The organism is Cognaticolwellia mytili (assembly GCF_002104475.1).
Taxonomy (GTDB): domain Bacteria; phylum Pseudomonadota; class Gammaproteobacteria; order Enterobacterales; family Alteromonadaceae; genus Cognaticolwellia; species Cognaticolwellia mytili.
Window position 1 is genome coordinate 665,738 of sequence record NZ_NBOF01000001.1, and the last position, 23,104, is coordinate 688,841.

Genomic DNA, 23,104 nt, shown 5'->3' on the forward strand with positions numbered 1-23,104 from the left:
ATCAAATACTTGCTATATTCTCACAAGGATGTGGGATATTAGTAGAATGCATCGGAGCTGGTGCTGAAAATAATTATTAGTTTTGCATTGCGTCTTGATCTAATGTTCTGGCTTAACGCTCAATATGTAACTTCAGATAGTTTGAATAAATTACTCGTAATATCAAATAACACTATGTCATGGCAAAAAAAAGCGTGCTTCTTGTATTGATTCAAGCTATAAAAGATTATGGATGGCTAGATAGCCAAATTAAAGTGAATTTATGTAAGCTGTAGTAAATATGTTTACCTTTTACTAAGTTTTGACTGTGGGATGCGTGCAAATGAAAAAAGAAACAAAAATCATTAATGCTGGTCGTAAAAGCCAGTGGACTCGCGGCGTGGTAAACCCTCCTGTAGAACGTGCTTCAACGGTGGTATTTAATTCTGTTAAAGAAATGAAGCACGCAACAGCGAATAAAGCCAATCAAGTCTTGTTTTATGGTCGCCGTGGCACCTCAACTTCTTTTGCCTTTAGTGACGCTATGACAGAGTTAGAAGGCGGTGCTGGTTGTGCAGTATATCCTTCAGGCACTGCCGCTATTACCAATGCTATTTTAGCTTTTGTTAAAACGGGTGATCATATTTTAATGGTTGATACCGCGTATGAGCCGACACGAGATTATTGTGACAAAATACTGGCTAAGTTAGGCATAGAAACAACTTATTACGACCCACTTATTGGTCGTGGTATTGAAGCGTTAATTCAGTCAAATACTCGAGTGATTTTTCTTGAATCTCCGGGCTCAATTACCATGGAAGTTCAAGATGTACCTGCAATTGCAGAAGTAGCACATAATCATGATTGTGTTGTGATGTTAGATAATACTTGGTCAGCAGGCGTGAATTTCCAGCCTTTTGATCATGGGGTTGATGTTTCTATTCAAGCAGCGACTAAATATATTGTTGGTCATTCGGATGTGATGCTAGGTACTGCAACAGCAACAGAAAAATATTGGCCGCAATTACGAGAAAGTAGTTACATTATGGGGCAGTGCACTTCACCAGATGATTTGTATCTAGCCATGCGCGGTATCAGAACCTTGAGTGTGCGTTTACAGCAACATCAAACGAGTGCATTGAAAGTTGCACAATGGTTGTCTACACGACCAGAAGTGGAAACTATCCTTCATCCCGCATTACCTTCTTGCCCTGGACATGAAGTCTTCGAACGTGACTTTACCGGTTCAAATGGTTTGTTCTCTTTTGTTTTGAATAGAGGCAATTCCGCGGCGTTAACGGCATTTTTGGATGGTATGGATCATTTTAAAATGGGCTATTCATGGGGCGGCTTTGAAAGCTTAATTCTTGGTATTGCTAATGTTAATAATATGCGCTCGGCAACGCAGTGGTCGTATCAATTCCCTCTTATACGTTTGCATGTTGGTTTAGAAAATGTAGGTGATCTCATTAACGATCTTGAGCAAGGTTTTCAGCGCTTTAACGAAGTACTAGATTAGTCTTGTGGTGAGTTAATATTCAATAAACGAAAAACGCCGAATAATGAAGTCTTATTTGGCGTTTTATTGTGTTTTTTAGGTGCGAACGGCTATTAACTTTTACCTAATAAATAAAATATTTTGTCAGCAATTTCGGTGTTATCACTTAAACCTTGAAATAATTCTTTTTGTTTACCGATAGCAAAAACAGGTACGTCAACGGCGGTATGACCAAATGTTGTCCAACCTGTCACGGTACGTTGATCTATGATGTGATTGATATTCATATGTAAGGCTTTTTCAACCGAAGGTGCTTTCTTACCTTTCTTTTTAGTTGATTGTTTAAACTCAGCTAATAATTTTTGCGCAGATGCTTTATTTTTTTTCAACGCTTCAAGCTCGCTGTCAGTGATAGTAAAATTCAGCATTTCATTAACATATGAAATTGTTATTGAGTTTTTAGTTAAGTTTTTAGCAATCGCTGAAGGCGACATAGTCATCGTTCTTAGTACATCAGGTTGCCATAAATAGTCACCGTCTCTGCCGAGCGTGAAACCACCAGTGCTATGATCAGCGGTTAATACTACTAAGGTATCAGGATTCTCTTTAACATAACCTTCTAAAAATTCTAATGTTTTAGCTAAATCGTCCATTTCCGCCATTGCAGCTGCAATATCATTACCATGACCACCCCAGTCAATTTGACTCGCTTCAACCAACATAAAAAAGCCATTTTTGTTTTCTAACTGGCTAACAGCTGCTTTAGTCATTGTAGATAGTCGATGCTTATTACTATCATCTAACGCCCAAGGTAAGCCGCTATCGGCAAATAAGCCTAATACTTTTTCACCAGGTGGTAACTGTGTTAGCTGGTTGTAATTGTCAACATAGTTAAAGCCTTGTGTTTTGAACTCTTCAACAAGGTTTTTATCTTCACGAATAAAGTACTGCCAACCGCCACCTAACATAACGTCGATATTGTCGTGTGCAGCTAAAAAGTTATCAGCAATTTGATTGTAATTATGTCTACTTTCGTTGTGAGCTAAATATGATGCTGGCGTTGCATGGTTAATTTGTGATGTAACCACCATACCTGTTTTTTTGCCTTGCTTTTTTGCCCATACAAGCACAGATTCAACCGGCTTTTTATCGACATCAACACCGATAGCACCATTATATGATTTAGTTGCGGTTGCCAGTGCAGTTGCACCAGCTGCTGAATCAGTGACATACCCAGATACTCTTGCTGGGTACGTACTAGCGCTACCGACTAAGTGACGATCAAAAACTGTTTGCTCTACTTGGGCTGTTGTCGGGTCGTCATGAAAATAGCGGTAGGCCGTTGTATAGGCTGGTCCCATGCCATCGCCGACGATCATAATAATGTTTTTAGGTGTATTATCTTTTGCGATTAATTCATTGCTATCGTTAGTTGATAGTTGACTACATGACATGACCATCATGCTGGCTAATATACTAGGAACGAATTTTTTCATCTTTTTTTGTCCGGTAAAATTAATATTTAATAGCGCCTTTCACTGACGAGTGCTTAATAGGCTCTACAAATTGGAAAATGGTGACTATTTACTTTTCAACTCAACATCAACCCATACTAAGCGATGGTCAGATGACGCTGCACGATTTTTGATTAAACGAAACTCATCTTCATCAACTTTTGGCCAAAATATGCCTGAGTCGAGTACTGACATTTGTGCTTTAGCAGGTAAAACGTAATCGGCTCGCATACCCCAAAACGCGGTATGATTTTTTGCATTCGGGTTGTCTATTCTATGATATTTTCCACCTTCACTTTCTGGCAGCGGATCAATAACACGTGGGTGATGTGTTAAACGATGAATTCCAGATTTAATCGCGTTGCCGTCGATAGCATCGGCATTTAAATCGCCAAGAATAACAAAGGCTTGATCTTGTGCTAAACCACCATGTTGTTTGTTATCATCATAAATGTAGCTGGCAGCGCTTGGTGTTAAGTAATCTATCCAGAAGCGCAGCTCATCAAAATTTCGTTTGCCATTTCTATCTTCAGGGCCATCAAACACTGGCGGTGTAGGGTGACTAGCTAAAACATGGAGTTCATTGCCATTAATGTTAACGGGGATATCCCAATGTGACTTTGAAGATAAACGAAAATTATTCCATGCATTTTCACTATACCACGGCTTGCTTGTTTCAGGATCAACAGGCACTAACGCATTAGGCATATCTTGCCACTTAAATAACTGGAAGGTTCTGATCTTTTCTTCATCGATAGGATATTTAGATAGCAATGCCATAGCAAAATGACCAGGAAAATGGCCAAAGCCATAAGCATCATTTGGCAAAGTGCCTGCTTTGTTATCATTGTTTAAGTCGTACTTTGTTGGAACACCGGTATTAACCGGCCCTTGATAAAAGTATGGATAGTTGACAGCTGTGTTGCCATTTTGAGATTTATTCAAATAATTTTTGATAAAATGCTTTAATGATTGGTGCGAGTTATCAGAACGATCAAATTCATTCAATAATATAATATCAGGGTTTACTCGTTGAATGATTTCCGCAATATTTTTTATTTGTTGACGATTACTTTTTAATGCCAGTGCTAATTCATCACCTGTCACTTTTGTATTCTGGTTTTGCTCAGCAGGTAAGTAGTTAAGCGCTTCCATACTGACATTAAATGTCGCAATACGGAGTTTCGATGGAATTGAAGTTTTTGAACTCGCCATATTGCATCCAGATGTTAATAATAGAGTTGTTACAAATGTGCTTACAAAAAGCGTGGTGAACAATCGCACGTGTTTTCCTTATTTTAAACCGTAGTTATTTTAGGCCGCAGCCACGTAAAATGAAATCCGTTAAAAAATCGGTTACTTGCGTAACATCATCTTCTTCATAATCAGCACGGTTCATTATGGTTAATATTTGTTGTTCAAAATCAGCGTAATGTTGAGTAGAAGACCATATAAGAAATATTAATTTAACGGGATCAACATTCACCATTTCGCCATTATCGATCCATACTTGGAATAGTTTTGCTTTTTCTCGTACCCATTGTCGTAAATAAGTGCGGGCAAACTCTTTTAAATGTAATGCCCCTTGAATAATTTCTAACGCATAAATTTTGGAAGCTTGTGGATGTTCAAAAGACATTTTTACTTTAGCTGCAATAAACTTTTCAATAGCTACAACTGGACCGTCGCTACTATCGATGTCGCCAATGCCTTGATCCCAAGTGTCTAACGTTAATTGCAGCACAGCATGATAAATATTTTCTTTATTTTTAAAATAATAAAGCACATTGGCTTTTGGCAAACCGGCTGAGTCAGCTATAGACTGTACGGTAGCACCTTTATAACCTTGCAGAATAAATTCTTTTTGAGCAGCCGCTAAAATGACGGCTTCACTACGCACTCTGATGCTTCCTTGTTTATCATTTGTTGTATTGTTACTCACACTAATAACCTTTCATTTTTATTTCTATTTGGTTTTATTCTATTACACTAATGTTACATTTATTGAACGTACTATATTTTAGTCTTAGTAGTAATATTTAGAATTTCGATTCTAATCAATTTTTCGAATAAAAACCTATTTTATATCCAAAAAATCATTTCTTGTTCGTCCTAAAATGGCGAGTTTAAGTCAATTTTCGGTATAAGACACTGTTTTAATACATTTTCTATGTTGCTATTGTAATCTATACAGCCATTTTTATTAAGTATGTGTACTTGGTTAATAAAATTGTTTTTTTATAGACCTTTAAAAAAGGCCATTGAAGCATACAAGGTTTTATCCTGACCAAATGGTTTGTTTTAATGATTTTTTGTTATAGTTATCTATATATGAAGCACATAATGTTATATTGATTTTTTATAATTATTTGACGTTTTAATTTAAGTCTTTGTTTTTATTTGATTATGTTGTGTTGTTTTTGTTTGGTTGTTTTATTTTGATAAAAAACAGAACTTGATAAAATCAAGGCTGTAAAAGTTTGTAATGAAAATGTAATAAAATTCTGGTCTAATTTCCGCTGAAATACACTTAAAAAAATAATAACTAGATTAAAAGTAATTAAGTGAAACTAAAATTAAACAATTTATAAAACATAAATAAACTTCTACCAAGGAACTAAATGATGAAAAATCATCGTCTCTCTAATATCGCCGGCGCAGTTGTAATTGCGCTTGGTTTGTCTGCATCAGCTATGGCTGATGATACCTCTTCAGCTATACGAGGTAGCATCTTAAATCCGGCGGGTGAAAGCTCAGTAAATGCTAAAGTTGAAATAGTACATTTACCGTCTGGCAGAAAAACAATAACAACGACAAACGATTCTGGTGCTTTTTCTAGTCGTGGTTTGCGTGTAGGTGGCCCTTACAAAGTCACGGTCACTGGCAAAGACGGCGCGAACACTTACAATGATGTTTATTTAACATTGGGTAATACATTTAAATTAAATGTGCAACTTGATCCTAAAGAAGCTATTGAGAGAATTTCAGTAACAGGCAGTCGTATTTTACAAGGTAATATCGGTAGCAATAGTTATTTTGGCTCTGAAGATATTACTAACTCTCCAAGCTTTGATCGTGATATTAAAGATATTGTTCGTAATAATCCTTTAGCGGTTCTTTCTCCTGTAAATGGCCAATTGAGTGTTGCAGGTACAAACCCTCGCTTCAACAGCATCAGTGTTGATGGTATTGGGCAAAATGATGATTTTGGTTTGAATGCTAATGGTTACCCAACAACACGCTCTCCAATTTCTCTTGATGCTATTGAGCAGGTAACAATTGATGTTACGCCATTTAATGCAAAAGATAGCGGATTCCAAGGTGCAAAAATAAACGCTGTTACTAAATCTGGTACCAATGAATTATCAGGTTCATTTTTCTATGAAACACAGAATGATGGCCTAGCTGGAAAGCCTAATGATGATGGCAACAAGCAAACTTTAGAGTTTGATGAAACAACATTTGGCGGCACTTTAGGTGGCGCAATCATTGAAGATGAACTATTTTTCTTTGCATCTTATGAGTACTATGATGCTACATCTCCTGTAGAGTGGGGTCCAAGTGATGCAAATGTTGTCAACGGTGCAAATGCTAATTCAGCTGACGTTGCTGCTGTACAGAGAATAGCTCAAGAAGTTTATGGCCTTGATGCCGGTGACTGGAATTCTGCGCCGACAGTTGATGATGAAAAAATATTGTTGAAGCTAGATTGGAATATTAACGATGATCATCGTGCAGCATTTACATATCAGTTTTCTAAAGGTAATAGTACTCGCAACCAGTCAACTAGTGGTCGAGAGCTGAGACTTTCATCTCACTGGTACAACCGTACTGAAGAATTAAATAACTATGCGTTTAAAGTTTATTCTGATTGGAATGATGATTTATCAACGCAATTTAGTATGACTTACTTAGATAACCCAACGACACAAGCATCGTTAGGTAACTTCTCTGATACCGTGATTAAAGCTGAGTCAGGCGATATTGCGATCGGTGCTGATCACTCTCGTCATTCAAATGATTTGCATAAGAAAACCTTTATCACTGCATTTGATGCAGATTATTTAGTAGGTGATCATAGTATTACCGCAGGTTATCAATTTAAACGTTTGGATATTTTTAACTTATTCTTACAAAATACCAAAGGTGATTACGTATTTGGTAGTATTGAAGATTTTGAAAATAAAATTGCTGAACGTATTATTTATAAAAATGCAACTAGTTTAAACCCAAATGATGCAGCTGCTGAATTTGTCCGTGATGAACATTCACTTTATATTCAAGATGAATGGGCATTTTCCGATGAGCTAACATTGAACTTTGGTATTCGTTACGAACGCCTATCTTCTGATGATAAGCCTAAGTTTAATGAACAAATGTATGACCGTACGGGTTATAATAATACTGAAAACCTTGATGGTTTAGATATTGTATTACCGCGTTTTGGCTTTAACTGGGATGCAACTGATGAATTAGTTATCCGAGGTGGTTTCGGTCGTTTCGCTGGCGGACAACCTACTGTTTGGATTTCAAATGCTTATTCTAATCCAGGTGTTGGTATTGGTGACGTATTTTTGAATGGCGCATTTGAAAATACTGATATTTCTGGTCCACGCCAAGAAGATATGGATGCCGTAGCTAATTCTACCGAATTTACTGGTACTAACTTTAGCGATCCAAACTTTGAGATCCCATCTGATTGGCGTTACCAAATTGCTATGGATTATCGCTTTGATATCCCAATGTTAGGCAATGACTATTTCTTTAGTGCAGAGTATTTATATAAGAAAGCTGAAAATACTGCGTTTTGGAAAGATGTAACACTAACAGGCAATGAAGATGGCACTACCGCAGATGGCGGCAGAATAATTTATGATGACCCAACTGGCCGCACAAAAGATTTAATGCTAACGAATGCTGATAGTGACGGACGTTCAAAAGTATTAAGTTTAGTATTAAGCAAAAACTGGGATAGTGGTGTAAGTATGACTACGTCATATACTAATCAAGACATCACAGACTCTCATGCAAGTGGTAGTTCAACAGCGAGTAGTAACTACGGTTTTAATCCAACAATTAACCGTAATGAAGCGCTAGTAGGTCGTTCTAGTTATGAAACAGAGCATAGATTTGTAGTAAACCTCGGTTATGAAAAAGAATTTTTTGCCGGTTATAAAACCAGTATTAATATGTTCTTTGAACGTCGCTCTGGCCGTCCAGTAACCTATTTCGCTGACGGAAATCGTGAAGGTGGCTTAAGCGACCCATACGGTTTATTGAGCCCTGGTACAACTAATGATTCATTCTTACCTTATATACCAACGCAAGATGATCAAAATGTTACGTTTGCATCTGAGCAAGATAGAATTGATTTCTACAACAATATTAACGCACTTGGTTTAGATAGATATGCAGGTGGTTATTTACCTAAAGGCGTGATAACCACACCTTGGGTAACTACACTTGATTTGAGTGTTCGTCAAGAAATTCCTGGGTTTTCTCAAGATCATAAAGCAGTTGTTTATTTTACCGTTGATAACTTCCTTAACATGATTGACCACAGTAAGGGTAAAGTTTACGGAAATGATTTTGGCACGTCTGAGTTGGTAGAATTTACTATTGACCCAGAAACGAGAAAATATCAGTATGCAGATCCTACAACTAGTACTGATAAATTTTATGCAGCTGATTCAACATGGCGCGTAAAAGTAGGTGTTAGCTACAAGTTCTAAATAAGTTAATAAGTACCCAAAAAGCCAACATTTAATGTTGGCTTTTTTTTTGAGCGCTTGGAATATATTGGTTTCTTAAGAATTATAAACTAGCGTGTTTATAATTCTTAGGTTGCATTTGTAACACTAATTCATTAGGATATGCATAAGTTGACCATTTGGTCAGTTAAAGGGTTTAATAATGTCAAAGATTGAAAATAATAAAATAACCGAACTTGTTGAAGCAGCGAAAGATGGTTTTGCTAAAGCTTACGCCCCTTATAGTAATTTTCACGTAGGCGCCGCTGCATTAACAGCAAGTGGTAACGTTGTAAAGGGCTGTAACGTTGAAAATGCTTCCTATGGTTTAACCGTCTGTGCAGAGCGTAATTGTTTGGCGCAAGGTGTTATTGCCGGTGAGCAAGAGTTTTCCGCAATTGTTATTTATACCAATCAAGAAAAATTAACCCCACCGTGTGGCGCATGTCGACAAGTGATTGCAGAATTTTTAGCGCCAGATGCACTTGTTAAAGCTGTTAATCATAATAATGATACTAAGGAATGGACTGTTAGCGAATTATTGCCTGACGCCTTTACGCCAAAAGACTTACTTGAACGATAAGGATAAAAATTAATGTTACTACCACAAGAAATTATTCGCACCAAACGTAACGGTGGTTCACTCTCCCAAGAACAAATACAATACTTTGTCGATGGTTTAGTAACAAAGAATTTTAATGATGCTCAAGTTGGTTCAATGGCAATGGCAATATTTCAAAAGGGGATGCAAACCTCTGAGATTATTGACTTCACTTCAGCAATGAAAAACTCCGGTGACGTATTAAGTTGGCCTGAGTTAGATGGTCCAATTGTTGATAAGCATTCAACAGGTGGTGTTGGTGATAAAGTCAGCTTTATGCTTGCAGCTATTGTTGCTGCTTGTGGTGCTTATGTGCCGATGATTTCAGGCCGTGGTTTAGGGCATACTGGCGGTACTTCGGATAAATTAGAAAGTATTGCTGGTTTTAATGTTCAACCAAGTATTGGTGATTTTAAACGTATAGTTAAAGACCTAGGTGTTGCGATTATTTCACAAACAGATAACTTGGCTCCCGCGGATAAACGCCTATATGGTATACGTGACATTACGGCAACGGTTGAATCAATTCCTTTGATCACAGCGTCGATATTGTCAAAGAAGTTAGCTGCGGGCTTAGATTCTTTAGTGATGGATGTTAAAGTCGGCAATGGTGCCATGATGTCAAACATTGATGATGCAAGAGCGTTAGCGCAAAGTATTGTTAATGTTGCCAATGGCTCAGGTGTTCCAACACAAGCAATTATTACTGACATGAATCAGGTATTAGGTGCTACTGCTGGTAATGCCTTAGAGATGGCAGAAACAGTAAAATATTTAAATGGTACTTTACGTGAGCCACGTTTACATGCTGTTGTTGTTTCGCTGGCAAAGGCTATGCTAGTCAGTGCAAAAGTTGCGGAAAATGAAACTGTAGCGATGAAAAAAATTGATGCTGTGTTAGCTTCTGGCGAAGCGGCAGAAATTTTTGGTAAAATGATACATGCACTAGGTGGCCCAAGTGACTTTATGGAAGACCCATGGGCTGCTATGCAACGCGCTAACGTAATTGTTGATGTGATTGCACCAGACCATGGTTATATTGTTGGAATGCAAACTCGCGATATTGGTATGTCTGTTGTTGGCTTGAAAGGCGGTCGTACCGCTAACGGTCAAAAAATCGATCACAGTGTCGGTTTTGATAGAATACTACCCATTGGTACATTAGTGAATCGTGGTGATGTAGTTGCAAGATTACACGCTAGAGATGAAGATTCAGCAAAATTAGCCAGTGAACAATACCTTGCTGCTTTGGCGATTAACAGCCAGCCAGTAGAAGAACAACCTGTTATCTATCAAACGATAACAGCCTAATTCCTCTTTATTCGTTTAGTGAGTTAGCAATATTAGGTGTTCGCTGTAGCACTTAAATTTCTTGGTAGAGTTGTATAACAAGCTAGCGAATAAAGAAGATAAATAAAAAGGGATGACTGATGTCATCCCTTTTTAACAATATGTATACCCAAACAGCATTTCCAAGTGGCTTGGGTGTAGCTGAACTTTGCTAAAGCGAAGCTAGTTTTACCAAACGAGTGCTTTAAAGTGACGTCTACAAAGTGATTCATAGCGCTCGTTACCACCGACTTCGATTTGTTCACCGCCTTTAACTGCATTACCATCAGCGTCACAACGAATAACAAAATTGGCTTTCTTACCGCAATGGCAAATAGTTTTTAGCTCAACAAGCTTATCAGCCCAAGCAAGAAGGGCAGCACTACCACCAAAGGTTTCTCCAAGAAAATCGGTACGTATACCGTAAGCCAAAACTGGTATCTTAAGTTCATCAACAATATCAGTAAGCTCTTTAACTTGCTGTTTAGTTAAAAATTGTGCTTCATCAATTAATATACAAGCCAGTTTATTTCTTTCAATATGCGTTTTAACTTGATGAAATACATTTGTCTCTTCATCAAATAATTGTGCATCGGCATGAATACCTAGTCTCGATGATACTTTACCTTCAGCAAATCTGTCATCGATTTTTGCAGTAAATAATAAGGTATTTAAGTCACGCTCACGGTAGTTATAAGAAGACTGTAATAAATGGGTAGATTTACCGGCATTCATCGTTGAATAGTAAAAGTATAACTGTGCCATGCTTTATAAAACCTTATTATTATTTTATGGGTATATTTTTCTGAATATATAGCTTAGTAACTTGCCGGATCTGCTGTTTTATCACTTGCACCTAAGGTGTTAAGTAAATTAGTTAACAAGCTACTTGCACCAAATCTAAAGTTATTTTTATTCGCCCAATCAGTACCTAAAATTTCACTTGCCAAGTCTAAATATACCGCAGCATCTTCAGCATTTTTAACGCCACCTGCTGGTTTAAAACCAACATCGGTGTTGTTGTTTTTGATAACAGTTAACATTAATCTAGCAGTTTCAGGAGTCGCATTCACTGTTACTTTACCCGTTGATGTTTTGATAAAGTCAGCACCTGCTGCGATAGAAATCTCACTCGCTTGGGTAATTAATGCATCAGTTTTTAATTCGCCGCTTTCAATAATAACTTTTAATTTTACGTGTTTCGGACAAGCAAGCTTACAAGCTTTAACCAATTCAAAACCGATACTCTCATTACCATTGATTAATGCTTGATATGGAAATACTACGTCTACTTCATCAGCGCCGTAAGCAACAGCAGCTTTTGTTTCTGCTACCGCAATTTCTAAATCGTCGTTACCGTGAGGAAAGTTTGTTACTGTGGCTATTTTTACTTCTGGTGTACCTTGGCTAACTAATGTTTTCTTAGCTAAAGGAATAAAACGAGGGAAGATACAAATAGCAGCGGTGTTACCTTTAGGTGACTTTGCATTTTGGCAAAGCGCAATAATATCTGCCGCACTTTCACTATCGGTTAAACTGGTTAAGTCCATCATTTCAAGCGCGCGTTGCGCATAGGTTTCTATTGTACTCATGATAAGCCTCGTATTAATAAAAGTAGATTTTAAAAAATAGCCCAATCAATTTGAGTGGGCTATCGTTGTTTTAATGGCTGTTAGCTGGTTTACAAGCTAACAAATACACCAGCAATAGCAGCACTCATTAAGTTTGCCATTGTTGCTGCTAACATAGCTTTCATGCCTAAGCGTGCAATGTCAGGACGACGATTTGGTGCCATAGAACCGATTCCGCCTAATAAAATGGCAATAGAAGATAAGTTAGCAAAACCACATAACGCGAAAGTGATAATGGCCTGTGTTACAGGTGATAAAGTATCTTTAATTTCAACAAAGTTTACGTAAGCAAAAAACTCATTTACCACAACTTTTTGACCAATAAAGCTGCCCGCTTGTAGCATTTCCTCAAAAGGAACGCCGATTAGAAAAGCGAATGGCGCGAAAATATAGCCAAGCATCCATTCAATGGTAATGCCTTCAAAGCCTAATAAATTACCAAAACCAGATACCATGGAGTTTAGTAGGGCAATTATCGCAATAAAAGCGAGTAACATAGCGCCAACATTGACTGCAAGCTTTAAACCTGAAGCAGCGCCAGAGGCTGCTGCATCAATAACGTTGGCCGGTTTTTCACCTTCTTGAGCCATTTCAACATCACTGTAGTCATCATTAATTTCTTCGGTTTCTGGAATTAATAACTTTGCCATTAATAAGCCGCCAGGTGCTGCCATAAACGACGCGGCAATAAGGTATTCAAGCTTCACGCCTAAACCAGCGTAACCAGCAAGTATTGAACCTGCAACCGAAGCTAAACCGCCAACCATAATGGCGAATAATTCTGATTGACTCATTCTAGCAATATAGGGACGAATAACGAGTGGCGCTTCCGTTTGACCAACAAAAATATTGGCTGTTGCTGACAATGATTCTGGTTTTGAGGTTTTTAATAGTTTCTGTAAACCACCACCGATAATTTTAACTACCCATTGCATAATGCCTAAATAGTAAAGGACAGCAATAAGTGAAGAGAAAAAGATAATGACTGGCAGTACGCGAACAGCGAAAACAAAGCCAACTCCGTTGCTAAACATTGCATCAGTGCCTAAACCACCAAACAAAAAGTTTATTCCGGCTTTAGCACTGTCAATAACTTGTTGAACGCCATTGGTTACCGAACCTAAAACATCTTTGCCAAATGGCACATAAAGTACAAAGGCTCCAAGTAAAATTTGCAAAGAAAATGCAAATCCAACGGTACGCCAATTAATTGCTTTACGATCTTTTGACAATAAGAAGGCAATAACCAATAGGGCAATAATGCCCATGACGCCTCGAAGTGCACTTAAATCCATACTTACCTCATAATTCACTTTGTTATCGTTATTATATTTTTAAAGTTCTTTCGCTTAAAAGTATTATTATTTTCTTTGCATTATTTGACGAATTTTTGCTTTTAGCATTTCAATAGCCATTCTATTTTTACCACCGCGTGTTACCACAACATCAGCAAACGGCTTATTGGGTTCAATATATTGATGATACATAGGGCGGACTGTTGTTAAGTACTGCTGTGTAATCGATTCAATGCTACGTGAACGCTCAACTGTATCGCGACTTATACGGCGAACTAAACAAATATCTAGTGGTGTATCAATATAAATTTTAATATCGAATTTATTGCGTAACTCTTCGTTTGAAAACAATAAAATACCTTCAACTAGAATTATTGATGTTGATGATAAATGTAATGTTTCCTCTAAACGAGTATGTGTTTTATAGCAATAAGTCGGTATATCCACACTATCGCCACTACTAAGGGCGCTCAAATGTTCGGTTAATAAACTATGCTCAAATGCACTAGGGTGATCGTAATTAGTCTTAACCCGATCCTCCATCGAAAGGTGAGATTGGCTTTTATAGTAGGAATCTTCTTTGATTATAGAAATGCCGCCAGGGCCAAGTTCAGGAAGAAGTTCATCGTAAATAGTTTGCGCAAAAAGGGATTTTCCGGATGCTGACGCACCAGTTACCGCAATAATTGTCGGTTTATTGGTTTGCAAAACAAAGAGCCTTAAAATGTGTGGTTAATATTTAGGGTTATTGAACGTGATACTTTAGCTCGCCAAAGTATCACGTCATATTATGGAACAATTATACTGAAATTAATAACTTTCACCTTAACCACTTTAAGGAAATGTTAAATATTTACAAAATATCAGTTGTCTATAATTTATTGCTTGGTAAAGTATCACATGTTGACCAATTGGTCATGAATTTTATCGAGTATATCGAGGAAAATTCAAAAAAGTTTGTTAAAATGCATTTATAAAAATATGGGAAAGTATCATGGCAAGAGCAATAGTTTTAGTAATCGACGGTTTTGGTATTGGGCATGCGCCTGATGCTGCAGATTTTGGTGATGTTACAGCCAATACTTTTGCCAACTTGTCTAAAGCATTCTACCAGCAAGAAAAACGCGCAATTAACCTGCCTAACCTTGCAAAAATGGGTTTAGTTCAAGCTGCTTTTGAGGCGGGCAAGGGTAGCTTTCCTATTGTAGAGCAAAAGCCAGAACAAGGTGCTTATGGCTATGCTGCAGAAATTAGCACAGGGAAAGATACTCCAAGCGGTCATTGGGAAATGATGGGCGTGCCAGTATTATTCGATTGGGGTTATTTTCCTAAAGGCGGAAAGGCATTTCCAGTTGAGCTGGTAGAAAAAATTAATAAAAAAACAGGTTTTGACGGAATTTTAGGTGATTGTCATGCTTCAGGCACTGACATTATCAATAGTTTAGGCCAAGAACACATTAAAACAGGCTTACCTATTTGTTACACGTCTGCTGATAGTGTTTTTCAAATTGCAGCCCATGAAGAACATTTTGGTTTAGATAACTTATATAAATATTGTGAAACCGTACGTGAATTACTTAGCGATATGAATATAGGCCGTGTTATTGCTAGGCCTTTTGTAGGTGAAAGCCCGGAAGACTTTGAGCGAACGGGAAATCGTCGAGATTATTCTATTTTGCCTCCAGCGCCGACGGTATTAGATGCATTAACCCAAGCTGGTGGTCATGTTATTAGTATTGGTAAAATTGCCGATATATATGCTCATCAAGGGATTAGTGAAAAAACTAAAGCTACGGGTATTGATGCTTTAGTAGATGCCACAATTGCACATATTCATACCGCACAAGATAATAGTTTAATATTTACTAACTTAGTCAATTTTGATCAAGATTATGGCCATCGTCGTGACCCTATTGGCTTTGCTTTAGCATTAGAAAACTTCGATGAGCGCTTAGCTGAAGTTACTGCGGTGATGAATGATGACGATGTATTATTTTTAACCGCGGATCATGGATGTGACCCTACTTGGCATGGCAATGATCATACACGTGAATATGTTCCGGTTGTAACATTTCATAAGCAGATACGATCTGTTAATATTGGCGAAAGAAATACCTTTGCAGATATAGGTCAGACGATTGCAGATTTGTTTAAATTAAACAAGATGCCTTATGGCAAAAGCTTTCTCGCCGATCTTGACTTATAGGAAGTTGAATATTTGATGAAAAATTGTGCACAATCTTGTGCGCAATTTAAGTAGCAAAAGTTTCCACACAAAACATAAACAGTTCTTGGGAGAGTACTTAATGAATGTTTTTAAAAAAACGTCGCTTGCACTTTGTGTAAACGCGGCTATTTTTGCGTCTGTTGCTAGCGTTTCTGGCTCGGCAATTGCGCAAGAGAATGCTGATAAAGTTGTTGGCATCGAAGTTATCGAAGTTACGGCACGTAAACGTACAGAAAACGTTAAAGATGTACCTATTTCAGTTTCAGCGTTAACCCCTAAAAAATTGGAAGTATTGGGCTCTTCAGGCATGGATGTCAGATCTTTGTCTGCTAAAGTACCAAGCTTGCTAATCGAATCCTCTTTTGGCCGTACCTTCCCGCGCTTTTACATTCGTGGTTTAGGCAATACAGATTTCGATCTATTAGCATCACAACCTGTTTCTCTTATCTATGATGATGTCGTACTAGAAAATGCCTTAACGAAAGGCATGCCAATGTTTGATATTGAGCGCGTAGAAGTTTTGCGTGGTCCACAAGGTACTTTGTTTGGTCGTAATACACCGGCAGGTATTGTCAAGGTGCAGTCTAAAAAGCCAACACAAGATTTTGACGCAACAGTTTCTGGCTCATACGGCAGTTTTGGCTCTACAGATTTTCGTCTGGCTGTTGGTGGTGGTTTAACTGATACCTTATCTGCTCGTTTTTCATTATTACAGCAAGACCGTGATGACTGGATTGATAATAAAGCTCCCGGCTTTGAGCAAAATGATCAATTAGGTGGCTATGGCGAAACTGCTGCTCGTTTGCAATTGTTATGGGAACCAAATGACGATTTTTCAGCGTTGTTTAACTATCATTTTAGAGATGCAGAAGCAGATGCTCGTGTTTTTAGGGCTAATATTATCAAGCCAGGCACAAATGATTTAGTTGATGATTTTGATCGTGAAACAGTATTTCATGATGCTGCCAGTCGTAACAACCAAACAGTTGATATGAAGGGTGCGAGTTTAAAAATTGAATATGATTTTGGCAGCCATACATTAACGTCAATCACAGGTCATGAGTCTGCTGAAATGTTTTCAGTAGGTGACATAGATGGCGGTTATGGTGCAGCATTTTTGCCAGATTACATGGGGCCAGGTTTTATACCATTCCCTTCAGAGACTGGCGCAAAAATGCCAGACCACAAACAATCAACTCAAGAAATACGCATTGCTAGCAATGATCTAGGTGATTTTGATTATCAATTTGGTTTCTTTTTATTCGATGAAGACCTAACCATCAATAACTTAAGCTTTGATACTTTGGCTAATGGCGCACCAAATGGCCTAGCTATTCAAAATATGGAGACGACTGCTTGGGCAGTATTTGCTTCACTTGATTATCAAGTATCAGAAGAATTAAGCATCAATGGTGGTTTACGTTACTCAGATGACGAACGAAAATGGGACGGAGAATTAGTTCAATCACCATTTGGCGCACCGGGTTTTACTGAAAGTAATGATGTTGAAGATTCACAAGTTAGCGGTGACTTAAGTGCATCATATAAATTGAATGATGAAACAAATATTTATGCTCGTATAGCTCGTGGTTACCGCGCCCCAAGTATTCAAGGTCGTAGCTTACTATTCTCTGCAAACTCAACCACAGCTGATTCAGAAACTGTAGATTCAGTAGAAACAGGATTTAAATCTGTATTTTTAGAAAATACAGCGCGTGTAGACGGTTCAGTATACTATTACGAAGTTAAAGATCAGCAGCTCACTGCTGTTGGTGGCACCGGTAACGTTGCTAGCCTATTGAATGCAGATAAATCAGTCGGCTATGGTTTTGAATTGGATTCAGAGTACTTTCTAACGGCTGATTTTGTTATTGCTGCTAGTGTGAGCTATAACCACACTGAATTAAAAGATAGCAGTGTCGCAGTACCCGGCTGTGGTGGTGGTTGTACCGTCACAGACCCGTTAAATGCAGACGGTTTAGCAATTATTGATGGTAATTCATTACCACAATCACCTGAGTGGATCAGTAATATTAGTGCGCGTTGGACTAAAGAAGTTGCAGACGGCGAGCTATATTTCTATACCGATTGGTCTTACCGTAGTGAAGTTAACTTCTTCTTGTATGAATCTACTGAATTTAAAGGTGATGCATTGTTAGAAGGTGGCGTACGGGTAGGTTACGAGTGGTTCGGTGATGACGCTGAATATGAAGTAGCTTTATTTGGTCGTAACATTACCGATGAAGAGCAACTAACAGGTGCAATCGATTTTAACAATCTAACTGGTTATGTTAATGAACCTCGCTTTTGGGGTGTAGAGTTTAAAGCTAACTTCTTTTAAAGCCTAATTTAATAGAAGTCCCCTGAACATCGCCACTATTTCACATCCGTGTTATCGTGGCATACCGTTCTTCCTGAACATCGCCACTATTTCACATCCATGTGATCGTGGCATACCGTTCTTCCTGAACATAAAAAAGCCGGTTATCAAATTGATAACCGGCTTTTATTTGTTCTTAATTTATCAACACGGTAGATATTTAATTACATTCTTGATTTAATCGCTTTGGCTAATACGCTTAGCACTTCTTCACTGGTATCTAAGTTGATGCAAGCATCAGTAATACTTTGTCCATATATCAACGGTTGCTCAGGTATCACTTTTTGATTGCCTTCGACTAAGAAACTTTCGATCATTACGCCGAAAATTGACTCATCGCCATTTTCAATTTGCGTAGCAAGTGAGCGAGCAACATTAATCTGTTTATTATGATCTTTGAAACTATTGCCATGGCTACAGTCAATCATAACCTTTTTAGGTAAGTTAGCCTTGGTAAGTGAAGCGCAAATACCTTGCACATCATCTGCATGATAATTAGGTACTTTACCACCGCGTAAAATAACATGGGCATAGGGGTTACCATGCGTTTGATAAATACACATTTGACCGCTTTTATCTGGGGAATAAAGCACGTGTGGTACGCTTGATGCCTTAATAGCATCAACAGCGATTTGTATATTACCATCAGTGCCATTTTTAAAACCAACAGGGCATGACAGTGCAGAAGCGAGTTCTCTGTGAACTTGACTTTCAGTAGTACGCGCGCCAATAGCGCCCCAACTGATCAAGTCAGAAATATACTGGCCCGTTACCATATCTAAAAACTCAGTGCCCGCTGGTAAACCTAATTTGTTAATTTTCATTAATAAATTACGTGCTAAGTCTAAGCCTTTGGCAACACGAAATGATTTGTCTAAATCGGGATCGCTGATTAAACCTTTCCAGCCTACGGTTGTGCGGGGCTTTTCAAAGTAGACACGCATAACGATGAGTAATTCATCAGCGTACTTTTCATGTAATACTTTTAATTTTTTAGCGTAATCTATGGCCGCGTCTGTGTCGTGTATTGAACAAGGGCCGATAATAACGAGCAAACGCTTGTCTTCGCCGTTTATAACCGCTTCGATGTCTTTGCGACTCTTAATAATAAAACTAGCGGTTTCATCGTCAAGCGGTATTTGCTGGGCAAGTTCAGCAGGAGAAACTAAATTTTCAATTAGCGTGGTTCTAAATTCATCTGTTTTTATGGTCATGTGCTATCAAATGCTGGTTAGCTTGCATATCTATCTATATGCAGCGCAATAATAATATCGCGCTAACATAACGAATATAATCAGCTAAGTGAACCGCTTTCTGATTTTTTCTGCAACTAATTTGTCATAAGTTAATACTTATAGCGCTGAAGACCTGTTTTAGACAATATTTTTGCAGTAATTTCCTCGACCGAAAGCTTTGTGGTATTTAAAAAAGGAATTTTTTCTTTCTTATAAAGCTTTTCTACTTCGCGCACTTCCATACGACATTGTCGTGCCGATGAATATTTTGTATTAGCCATTCTGCCGTCTCGAATATCAACTAAACGTTGTGCATCTATGGTTAAACCAAAAATTTTCTTTTTATGCATTTTTAGAAATGTCGGTAACTTCAATTCGTCCATATCATCATCGGTAAACGGATAGTTTGCCGCTTTTATACCATATTGTAGTGCAAGGTAGAGTGATGTTGGTGTTTTACCCGAGCGAGAAACACCAACCAAAATAACATCAGCATGCTCATAATTAGTTACGTTTGAACCATCATCATTCGCAAGTGAGTAGTTGACGGCATCAATACGATAGTCATAGCTATTTTCATGAATACTATGTGTTCTATGGGCTTTAGGTTTGGCTTTAAGGTCTAGTTGTTGCTCAAGCGGGGCGATAAAGTGTTCAAGAAAATTATAGATTATACCATCACAACCATCTATTATTTCTCGTATTTCAGGGTTAACAAAAGTATGAAATACTAACGGTGGCTCACCGGTTCGCTTTGCTGCCTTATTGATGCGTGCGCAAGCTTCTAGGGCTTTTTCTTCGGTTTCAACAAATGAAATGGTATCGTGTTCGAATTCTGTAGGGAAAAGTGATAACAGGGCATGACCAAAAACTTCAGAAGTGATGGCCGTGCCGTCAGATATATAAAACGCTGCCCGCATAATGAGTCCTATAATATTATTCTGTAATGAAATATGAAAACTTTCAAATAGTGCTTTAGTTTAGAGGTTAGCAGTGTAAAATGTCTTCGACGCGAAAACTACTATTAAATGTTAGGTGCCTTCGATAAAAGATTTAAGAAAGTTATTTTAGATTTGTTTTGTTACTCAGACGTTAAAATACTTTTCTTAAATTCTTTTATTGCGAATGGAGAAGTTGTCGTGCAAGAAAATGTACTTTGGTATGAAGATTTAGGCATGAATGATGTTGACCGCGTAGGTGGTAAAAATGCATCATTAGGCGAAATGATTTCAAATCTTTCAAATATGGGTGTACAGGTGCCGGGTGGGTTTGCTACTACTTCGTTTGCCTTCAATGAATTTCTCGAACAAAGCGGTCTGAACGATAAAATCTATATTTTATTAGATGATTTAGATGTTGATGACGTTAATGCTTTAGCTGAATGTGGACATAAAATTCGCCAGTGGGTTATTGATACGCCATTTCTTCCTGAAATGCAGCAATCTATAGAGCAAGCATATGCAACCTTAGCGGGTAATTTTGCTGATGATGCTTCTTTTGCTGTTCGTTCATCAGCAACCGCTGAAGATATGCCAGATGCTTCTTTCGCTGGCCAACAAGAAACTTTTCTTAACGTACGTGGTTTAGACGCAGTAATGATTGCGATTAAGCACGTTTTTGCTTCTTTATTTAATGACCGTGCTATTTCTTATCGTGTTCACCAAGGCTATGACCATCGCGGTGTCGCTTTATCTGCTGGTATTCAGCGTATGGTGCGTAGCGATATTTCATCTAGTGGCGTAATGTTCTCGATTGATACAGAATCAGGTTTTGAAGATGTAGTGTTTATTACTTCAAGCTATGGTTTAGGTGAAATGGTCGTGCAGGGCGCAGTTAACCCTGATGAATTCTATGTTCATAAACCTACATTAGCTAAAAGTAAGCCAGCGGTTGTTCGCCGAAATATCGGTAGTAAAGCAATTAAAATGATTTACGCTGACACTCAAGAACACGGCAAACAGGTTGAGATTGTTGATATTGAACAAGCACAATCAGATACTTTCTCTTTAACCGATAATGAAGTTGAAGAATTAGCCAAACAAGCGGTAGTGATTGAAAAGCATTACGGCCGTGCAATGGATATCGAATGGGCTAAAGACGGCTTAGACGGTAAGCTTTATATTGTACAAGCACGTCCAGAAACAGTAAAAAGTCGTGAAAATGCTAATGTAATGGAACAATTTCAATTACAAGCAACAGCAGATATTGTTTGTGAAGGTCGCTCAATTGGTCACAAAATTGGTAGTGGTGAAGCGAAAGTTTTATCTTCATTAGATGAAATGGACAAAATTCTACCGGGTGACGTATTAGTTACTGACATGACAGACCCTGATTGGGAGCCTATCATGAAGCGTGCTTCTGCGATTGTGACTAACCGTGGTGGCCGTACTTGTCACGCAGCTATCATTGCTCGTGAAATGGGTATTCCAGCCGTTGTTGGTTGTGGCGATGCAACCAGTAAAATTGCCAACGGTGATGAAATTACCGTTTCATGTGCTGAAGGTGATACTGGTTTTATTTATCAAGGTAAGTTGGACTTTACCGTAACAACGTCTGAAGTAGATTCAATGCCTGATTTACCATTAAAAATAATGATGAATGTTGGTAACCCAGACCGAGCTTTTGCTTTTGCTCGTTTACCACATGCCGGTATTGGTTTAGCACGACTTGAATTTATTATTAATAAAATGATCGGTGTGCATCCTAAAGCATTATTAAATTTCGACGATCAGCCTGCTGATTTACAAGATGAAATTCGAGATATTATCGCCGGTTATGAAAGCCCAATCGAGTTTTACATTGCTAAATTAACTGAAGGTATTTCAACGTTAGCAGCTGCATACGCACCAGAAAAAGTTATTGTGCGCATGTCAGATTTTAAATCTAACGAGTATGCTAATTTAGTTGGCGGTGAAGCATTTGAGCCGGAAGAAGAAAATCCGATGATTGGCTACCGTGGAGCATCACGTTATATTTCTAAAGACTTTAGAGATTGCTTTGCACTTGAGTGTGAAGCGATAAAACGTGTTCGCAACGATATGGACATGACGCATGTCGAAATCATGATCCCATTCGTACGTACGTTAGAAGAAGCAGCTGCCGTCATTGATATTCTTGCCGAGCATGGCTTAAAACGTGGTGAAAATGGCTTACGCATTATTATGATGTGTGAACTACCGTCTAATGCGTTACTTGCTGACCAATTCTTAGATTACTTCGATGGCTTCTCTATTGGCTCAAACGATTTAACACAATTAACCTTAGGGTTAGATCGTGATTCTGGTTTAGTTGCTCATTTATTTGACGAACGTGATCCAGCAATTAAATTGTTATTAGAGATGGCCATTAAAGCCTGTAAGGCGCGTGGTAAATATGTTGGCATTTGTGGTCAAGGTCCATCAGATCATGAAGATTTCGCCGCATGGTTAGTTGAACAAGGTATTGAAAGCCTTTCACTTAACCCTGATACCGTATTACCAACTTGGTTATATTTAGCAGAGCAACATAACAAAAAATAGTTAACCATATCGCTAATTTTTGTCGTCAATAAGCCTAGGTGCTTTTTATCATTATCATGATAAAAAAGTTCTTAGGCTTTTTTTGTTAACAGAGCAAAATGTTACATTGCCGTGATATAATGTTTGCACCATATTTGCTAATAGAAA

At 38.0% G+C, this 23,104-nt stretch carries 16 protein-coding genes; 7 read left to right on the top strand and 9 right to left on the bottom strand.

The genetic code is table 11. The annotated features are described in order from the left end of the window. Nucleotides 1-322: 322 nt before the first annotated feature. Nucleotides 323-1,498: a cystathionine beta-lyase gene (locus tag B7C41_RS02830; protein WP_085297235.1), complete on the top strand. Its 1,176-nt coding sequence runs from the start codon at nt 323-325 to the stop codon at nt 1,496-1,498. A 92-nt stretch (nt 1,499-1,590) separates the two neighbouring features. Here B7C41_RS02830 and B7C41_RS02835 read toward each other — a convergent pair whose 3' ends face one another. From B7C41_RS02835 to B7C41_RS02845, 3 genes are all read right to left on the bottom strand, one after another. Further along, complete coding sequence (locus tag B7C41_RS02835; RefSeq protein WP_085297237.1) at nt 1,591-2,973, bottom strand: alkaline phosphatase; 1,383 nt, start codon at nt 2,971-2,973, stop codon at nt 1,591-1,593. Between the two features lie 84 nt (nt 2,974-3,057). After that, on the bottom strand, nt 3,058-4,206 hold the full coding sequence (locus tag B7C41_RS02840) for an endonuclease/exonuclease/phosphatase family protein (RefSeq protein WP_085297238.1): 1,149 nt from the start codon (nt 4,204-4,206) through the stop codon (nt 3,058-3,060). 94 nt (nt 4,207-4,300) lie between these two features. Continuing rightward, nucleotides 4,301-4,933, bottom strand: a complete 633-nt coding sequence (locus B7C41_RS02845) for a TetR/AcrR family transcriptional regulator (protein WP_085297240.1) — start codon at nt 4,931-4,933, stop codon at nt 4,301-4,303. Between the two features lie 679 nt (nt 4,934-5,612). Between B7C41_RS02845 and B7C41_RS02850 the strand changes: the two genes are divergently transcribed. The 3 genes from B7C41_RS02850 (at nt 5,613) to deoA (ending at nt 10,653) form a co-directional block, all read left to right on the top strand. Further along, complete coding sequence (locus B7C41_RS02850; protein WP_235839583.1) at nt 5,613-8,723, top strand: TonB-dependent receptor; 3,111 nt, start codon at nt 5,613-5,615, stop codon at nt 8,721-8,723. Between the two features lie 181 nt (nt 8,724-8,904). After that, nucleotides 8,905-9,324, top strand: a complete 420-nt coding sequence (locus tag B7C41_RS02855; RefSeq protein WP_085297244.1) for a cytidine deaminase — start codon at nt 8,905-8,907, stop codon at nt 9,322-9,324. A 12-nt stretch (nt 9,325-9,336) separates the two neighbouring features. Further along, nucleotides 9,337-10,653, top strand: a complete 1,317-nt coding sequence (gene deoA / locus B7C41_RS02860) for a thymidine phosphorylase (RefSeq protein ID WP_085297246.1) — start codon at nt 9,337-9,339, stop codon at nt 10,651-10,653. 207 nt (nt 10,654-10,860) lie between these two features. Here deoA and B7C41_RS02865 read toward each other — a convergent pair whose 3' ends face one another. The 4 genes from B7C41_RS02865 to udk form a co-directional block, all read right to left on the bottom strand. Then, the gene (locus tag B7C41_RS02865; protein ID WP_085297248.1) at nt 10,861-11,436 is read right to left on the bottom strand and encodes a thymidine kinase; all 576 of its coding nucleotides are present in this window, start codon (nt 11,434-11,436) and stop codon (nt 10,861-10,863) included. A 53-nt stretch (nt 11,437-11,489) separates the two neighbouring features. Beyond that, nucleotides 11,490-12,263, bottom strand: a complete 774-nt coding sequence (gene deoC, locus B7C41_RS02870) for a deoxyribose-phosphate aldolase (RefSeq protein WP_085297250.1) — start codon at nt 12,261-12,263, stop codon at nt 11,490-11,492. Between the two features lie 89 nt (nt 12,264-12,352). Continuing rightward, nucleotides 12,353-13,597, bottom strand: coding sequence for a NupC/NupG family nucleoside CNT transporter (locus B7C41_RS02875; protein ID WP_085297251.1), 1,245 nt, complete (start codon nt 13,595-13,597; stop codon nt 12,353-12,355). A gap of 66 nt (nt 13,598-13,663) precedes the next feature. Continuing rightward, nucleotides 13,664-14,305, bottom strand: a complete 642-nt coding sequence (udk, locus tag B7C41_RS02880) for a uridine kinase (RefSeq protein WP_085297252.1) — start codon at nt 14,303-14,305, stop codon at nt 13,664-13,666. A 286-nt stretch (nt 14,306-14,591) separates the two neighbouring features. On the opposite strand from udk, the gene B7C41_RS02885 reads away from it, so the two are divergent. Beyond that, on the top strand, nt 14,592-15,803 hold the full coding sequence (locus B7C41_RS02885) for a phosphopentomutase (protein ID WP_085297255.1): 1,212 nt from the start codon (nt 14,592-14,594) through the stop codon (nt 15,801-15,803). Between the two features lie 100 nt (nt 15,804-15,903). Continuing rightward, nucleotides 15,904-18,165 (top strand): TonB-dependent receptor, encoded by a 2,262-nt coding sequence (locus tag B7C41_RS02890; RefSeq protein ID WP_085297257.1) that lies wholly within the window; start codon nt 15,904-15,906, stop codon nt 18,163-18,165. A gap of 203 nt (nt 18,166-18,368) precedes the next feature. On the opposite strand, the gene B7C41_RS02895 is transcribed toward B7C41_RS02890, so the two are convergent. Next, a complete protein-coding gene (locus B7C41_RS02895) occupies nt 18,369-19,418 on the bottom strand; it encodes a 3-deoxy-7-phosphoheptulonate synthase (protein WP_085297258.1) in 1,050 nt (349 codons plus the stop codon). A gap of 131 nt (nt 19,419-19,549) precedes the next feature. Then, nucleotides 19,550-20,359 carry a posphoenolpyruvate synthetase regulatory kinase/phosphorylase PpsR gene (gene ppsR, locus B7C41_RS02900; RefSeq protein WP_085297260.1) on the bottom strand — a complete coding sequence of 270 codons (810 nt, stop codon included), beginning with the start codon at nt 20,357-20,359 and terminating at the stop codon, nt 19,550-19,552. Nucleotides 20,360-20,578: 219 nt separating this feature from the next. Here ppsR and ppsA point away from each other — a divergent pair, with 219 nt between their 5' ends. Continuing rightward, nucleotides 20,579-22,957, top strand: a complete 2,379-nt coding sequence (ppsA, locus tag B7C41_RS02905; protein ID WP_085297690.1) for a phosphoenolpyruvate synthase — start codon at nt 20,579-20,581, stop codon at nt 22,955-22,957. Nucleotides 22,958-23,104: the final 147 nt, after the last annotated feature.